General features: G+C 54.9%; 2 tRNA genes and 3 rRNA genes. All 5 read right to left on the reverse strand.

The features are described 5' to 3' along the window. Nucleotides 1-9 precede the first annotated feature (9 nt). Nucleotides 10-123: ribosomal RNA gene (gene rrf, locus B0O95_RS14960) — 5S ribosomal RNA — on the reverse strand. A gap of 111 nt (nucleotides 124-234) precedes the next feature. After that, a 23S ribosomal RNA gene (locus B0O95_RS14965) occupies nucleotides 235-3,118 on the reverse strand. 261 nt (nucleotides 3,119-3,379) lie between these two features. Next, a tRNA-Ala gene (locus B0O95_RS14970) sits at nucleotides 3,380-3,455 on the reverse strand. 56 nt (nucleotides 3,456-3,511) lie between these two features. Then, nucleotides 3,512-3,588: transfer RNA gene (locus B0O95_RS14975), tRNA-Ile, on the reverse strand. 68 nt (nucleotides 3,589-3,656) lie between these two features. Next, nucleotides 3,657-5,189: ribosomal RNA gene (locus B0O95_RS14980) — 16S ribosomal RNA — on the reverse strand. Together the 16S, 23S and 5S rRNA genes with 2 tRNA genes alongside form the textbook arrangement of a ribosomal RNA operon. Nucleotides 5,190-5,407: the final 218 nt, after the last annotated feature.

The raw sequence follows: 5,407 nt of genomic DNA on the forward strand, positions 1-5,407 counted from the left end.
AAGGGGGGAGCCTGACGATTACCTACTTTCACACGGGCAATCCGCACTATCATCGGCGTGGAGTCGTTTCACGGTCCTGTTCGGGATGGGCAGGGGTGGGACCGACTCGCTGTGGTCATCAGGCAAAAGGGGGTGCTGTCGCGCGGGTGGGCGCGCCAGCCAATCTGGATCAAGAAGCAGTGGAGTAGGAGGGTGACGTGAGTTGACGGCACAACGCTAAAACGGACCAGTTATAGGATCAAGCCTTACGGGCAATTAGTATCGGTTAGCTGAGCGCATTACTGCGCGTGCACACCCGACCTATCAACGTCCTGGTCTTGAACGACCCTTCAAGGGGATCGGGTCCCCGGGGAAGTCTCATCTTGAGGCGAGTTTCCCGCTTAGATGCTTTCAGCGGTTATCTCTTCCGAACATAGCTACCCGGCGATGCCACTGGCGTGACAACCGGTACACCAGAGGTTCGTCCACTCCGGTCCTCTCGTACTAGGAGCAGGCCCCCTCAAACTTCCAACGCCCACGGCAGATAGGGACCAAACTGTCTCACGACGTTTTAAACCCAGCTCACGTACCTCTTTAAATGGCGAACAGCCATACCCTTGGGACCGGCTACAGCCCCAGGATGAGATGAGCCGACATCGAGGTGCCAAACACCGCCGTCGATATGAACTCTTGGGCGGTATCAGCCTGTTATCCCCAGAGTACCTTTTATCCGTTGAGCGATGGCCCTTCCATACAGAACCACCGGATCACTATGACCTGCTTTCGCACCTGCTCGACTTGTCGGTCTCGCAGTTAAGCACGCTTATGCCATTGCACTATCAGCACGATTTCCGACCGTACCTAGCGTACCTTCGTACTCCTCCGTTACGCTTTGGGAGGAGACCGCCCCAGTCAAACTGCCTACCATGCACGGTCCCCGTGCCCGATTCAGGGCACTAGGTTAGAACCTCAAACAAACCAGGGTGGTATTTCAAGGACGGCTCCACGCAAACTAGCGTTCGCGCTTCCAAGCCTCCCACCTATCCTACACAGATCGGTTCAAAGTCCAATGCAAAGCTACAGTAAAGGTTCATGGGGTCTTTCCGTCTAGCCGCGGGTAGATTGCATCATCACAAACACTTCAACTTCGCTGAGTCTCGGGAGGAGACAGTGTGGCCATCGTTACGCCATTCGTGCAGGTCGGAACTTACCCGACAAGGAATTTCGCTACCTTAGGACCGTTATAGTTACGGCCGCCGTTTACCGGGACTTCAATCAAGAGCTTGCACCCCATCATTTAATCTTCCGGCACCGGGCAGGCGTCACACCCTATACGTCCACTTTCGTGTTTGCAGAGTGCTGTGTTTTTATTAAACAGTCGCAGCCACCAGTTTATTGCAACCCCTTCACCCTCCTGGCGCAGGCCAGTCAAGCTAACAGGGCGTACCTTATCCCGAAGTTACGGTACCAATTTGCCGAGTTCCTTCTCCCGAGTTCTCTCAAGCGCCTTAGAATACTCATCTCGCCCACCTGTGTCGGTTTGCGGTACGGTCTCGTTAGACTGAAGCTTAGAGGCTTTTCTTGGGACCACTTCCAATTGCTTCGCAGCTTAAAAGCCGCTCGCCCCACACCCTTGAATCATGCGCCCGGATTTGCCAAAGCGCCTTCTCCAATGCAGGGACCGGGATTTCCGACACCCGGACAACCTTCCGCGATCCGTCCCCCCATCGCATCTAACGACGGTGCAGGAATATTAACCTGCTTCCCATCAGCTACGCATTTCTGCCTCGCCTTAGGGGCCGACTCACCCTACGCCGATGAACGTTGCGTAGGAAACCTTGGGCTTACGGCGAGGGGGCCTTTCACCCCCTTTATCGCTACTCATGTCAGCATTCGCACTTCCGATACCTCCAGCACACTTCTCAATGCACCTTCGCAGGCTTACGGAACGCTCTCCTACCATGCGCACTTGCGTGCGCATCCGCAGCTTCGGTAACTGGCTTAGCCCCGTTACATCTTCCGCGCAGGACGACTCGATCAGTGAGCTATTACGCTTTCTTTAAAGGGTGGCTGCTTCTAAGCCAACCTCCTGACTGTTTTCGCCTTCCCACTTCGTTTCCCACTTAGCCAATTTTAGGGACCTTAGCTGGCGGTCTGGGTTGTTTCCCTCTTGACGTCGGACGTTAGCACCCGGCGTCTGTCTCCCGTGATTGCACTCTTCGGTATTCGGAGTTTGCTATGGCGAGGTAATCCGCAATGGACCCCTCAACCATGACAGTGCTCTACCCCCGAAGGTGACACACGAGGCACTACCTAAATAGTTTTCGGAGAGAACCAGCTATTTCCAAGTTTGTTTAGCCTTTCACCCCTATCCACAGCTCATCCCCTAACTTTTCAACGTTAGTGGGTTCGGTCCTCCAGTACGTGTTACCGCACCTTCAACCTGGCCATGGATAGATCACTTGGTTTCGGGTCTACGCCCAGCAACTAATCGCCCTATTCGGACTCGCTTTCGCTACGCCTGCCCTATCCGGTTAAGCTTGCTACTGAACGTAAGTCGCTGACCCATTATACAAAAGGTACGCCGTCACCCCTTACGAGGCTCCGACTGTTTGTATGCATGCGGTTTCAGGATCTATTTCACTCCCCTCCCGGGGTTCTTTTCGCCTTTCCCTCACGGTACTGGTTCACTATCGGTCGATCACGAGTATTTAGCCTTGGAGGATGGTCCCCCCATCTTCAGACAGGATTTCACGTGTCCCGCCCTACTTGTCGTACCCCTAGTTCCACACCTCAGTTTTCGCCTACAGGGCTATCACCTGCTACGGCCGCCCTTTCCAGAGCGTTCGGCTAACTCAGATGCTAAATGGTACAGGCTGATCCCATTTCGCTCGCCACTACTTTGGGAATCTCGGTTGATTTCTCTTCCTGCGGCTACTTAGATGTTTCAGTTCGCCGCGTTCGCTTCACATGACCTATGGATTCAGTCACGGATGACCCATACGGGCCGGGTTGCCCCATTCGGACATCTGCGGATCAAAGCTCGTTTGCCAGCTCCCCGCAGCTTTTCGCAGGCTACCGCGTCCTTCTTCGCCTGTGATCGCCAAGGCATCCACCACATGCACTTGTTCGCTTGACCCTATAACAAGTCCGTCTTGCAACGCACCCGCTATAGGTTGAGTTTTCGCGTTGTGCCGTATCTTCCAAGCGTCTTTTCAGATCACTCAAAACAATACTGTCAATCACTACCCATCTATCTTCTGCGCCCATCTCAAGACGCATCCAATAGACATTACTGCTTCTTTTTCCAGATTGTTAAAGAACGTCACAGCCATACTGCACTGCTTGACCCACGGGTCAATCGCCAGCGCTCAGCGTTGGAGCGCTCGCGATTGAGCAGTGGTGGAGGCAGACGGGATCGAACCGACGACCCCCTGCTTGCAAAGCAGGTGCTCTCCCAGCTGAGCTATGCCCCCCTTTGGCTTCTCGGGCCGCGCGCTGCGCGCCGCGCTCGTCGCACACCAGACTCGCATGGTGGGTCTGGTTGGATTCGAACCAACGACCCCCGCCTTATCAAGACGGTGCTCTAACCGACTGAGCTACAGACCCTTCGTCTGTCCCTGTGACTTTCACAGCCGATAAGCGTGAGTACTTGAAGCGCAAGCTTGTTGCTCCAGAAAGGAGGTGATCCAGCCGCACCTTCCGATACGGCTACCTTGTTACGACTTCACCCCAGTCATGAATCCTACCGTGGTGACCGTCCTCCTTGCGGTTAGACTAGCCACTTCTGGTAAAACCCACTCCCATGGTGTGACGGGCGGTGTGTACAAGACCCGGGAACGTATTCACCGCGACATGCTGATCCGCGATTACTAGCGATTCCAGCTTCATGCAGTCGAGTTGCAGACTGCAATCCGGACTACGATCGGTTTTCTGGGATTAGCTCCCCCTCGCGGGTTGGCAACCCTTTGTTCCGACCATTGTATGACGTGTGAAGCCCTACCCATAAGGGCCATGAGGACTTGACGTCATCCCCACCTTCCTCCGGTTTGTCACCGGCAGTCTCCCTAGAGTGCTCTTGCGTAGCAACTAGGGACAAGGGTTGCGCTCGTTGCGGGACTTAACCCAACATCTCACGACACGAGCTGACGACAGCCATGCAGCACCTGTGCGCCGGTTCTCTTTCGAGCACCCCCACCTCTCAGCAGGGTTCCGACCATGTCAAGGGTAGGTAAGGTTTTTCGCGTTGCATCGAATTAATCCACATCATCCACCGCTTGTGCGGGTCCCCGTCAATTCCTTTGAGTTTTAATCTTGCGACCGTACTCCCCAGGCGGTCAACTTCACGCGTTAGCTACGTTACTAAGGAAATGAATCCCCAACAACTAGTTGACATCGTTTAGGGCGTGGACTACCAGGGTATCTAATCCTGTTTGCTCCCCACGCTTTCGTGCATGAGCGTCAGTATTGGCCCAGGAGGCTGCCTTCGCCATCGGTATTCCTCCACATCTCTACGCATTTCACTGCTACACGTGGAATTCTACCTCCCTCTGCCATACTCTAGCCTGCCAGTCACCAATGCAGTTCCCAGGTTGAGCCCGGGGATTTCACATCGGTCTTAGCAAACCGCCTGCGCACGCTTTACGCCCAGTAATTCCGATTAACGCTCGCACCCTACGTATTACCGCGGCTGCTGGCACGTAGTTAGCCGGTGCTTATTCTTCCGGTACCGTCATCCAACCCAGTTATTCGCCAGGCCGTTTTCTTTCCGGACAAAAGTGCTTTACAACCCGAAGGCCTTCTTCACACACGCGGCATTGCTGGATCAGGGTTGCCCCCATTGTCCAAAATTCCCCACTGCTGCCTCCCGTAGGAGTCTGGGCCGTGTCTCAGTCCCAGTGTGGCTGGTCGTCCTCTCAGACCAGCTACAGATCGTCGCCTTGGTAGGCCTTTACCCTACCAACTAGCTAATCTGCCATCGGCCGCCCCTTGAGCGCGAGGCCCTTGCGAGTCCCCCGCTTTCCTCCTCAGAGCGTATGCGGTATTAATCCGGCTTTCGCCGGGCTATCCCCCACTCTAGGACACGTTCCGATGTATTACTCACCCGTTCGCCACTCGCCGCCAGGCCGAAGCCCGCGCTGCCGTCCGACTTGCATGTGTAAGGCATGCCGCCAGCGTTCAATCTGAGCCAGGATCAAACTCTTCAGTTCAAACCTGTTACTTGTTCGGGCCCCAAAGGACCCTGTCGCTCAACTCAAAACGTTGACAGGTTTCGATCTCTCAAAACCTACCTTCATTTCGTATGAGACCTAATGATTCTTTCGCGTCGCTCCACCCGGGCTGTTACCCCCGGGCGCAGCTCGCCCGCACCATCAAGTACCCACACTTATCGGCTGTTACTTGTTAAAGAGCATCGCGCCGACTTCGC

This window comes from Mycetohabitans endofungorum (assembly GCF_002927045.1).
In the GTDB taxonomy this organism is placed as follows: Bacteria; Pseudomonadota; Gammaproteobacteria; order Burkholderiales; family Burkholderiaceae; genus Mycetohabitans; species Mycetohabitans endofungorum.